The organism is Oleiphilus sp. HI0125 (genome assembly GCF_001635355.1).
This window is the reverse complement of record NZ_LWGF01000965.1, coordinates 1-519: the sequence shown is the minus strand read 5'-3', so window position 1 is coordinate 519 and position 519 is coordinate 1. Positions and strand designations below refer to the sequence as shown.

Here is a 519-nt window from a genome sequence, read left to right as displayed (position 1 = left end):
TGATGAATTCAGCGAAGACGACGCCTTGCGCGTGAAAGCGATTGAACGCACCACAAACCACGATGTGAAAGCAGTTGAATACCTTATTAAAGAAAAATTCGAAGCTGTTGCTGATTCGCTACCAAATTTAGCGAAGAGCCTAGAATTTGTGCATTTCGCATGTACCTCTGAAGACATCAACAATTTGTCGCATGCATTGATGCTTAAACAAGGTCTAGAAAGCAGTGTGCTGCCAGAGATGCAAGCTGTTGTGACTAAGCTCAGCGAGCTAGCGCAAGATCTTGCAGAACAGCCGATGCTATCTCGCACGCATGGCCAAACCGCATCGCCGACTACAATGGGTAAGGAATTAGCCAATGTTGTTGAACGACTTAATCGTCAGCTAACTCAAATCAAAGAAGTAAAATTCCTTGGCAAGATTAACGGTGCCGTTGGTAACTACAACGCGCACTACTCTGCCTACCCGAACACTGATTGGCCAGCTCACGCAAAAAGCTTTGTTGAATCACTCGGCATTAC

The 519-nt window shown here is 45.7% G+C and carries 1 protein-coding gene; it reads left to right on the top strand.

What is annotated here, in order from left to right:
* Positions 1-519: lyase family protein (locus A3762_RS16485; RefSeq protein ID WP_255375056.1), on the top strand; the 519-nt coding region annotated here is incomplete at both ends.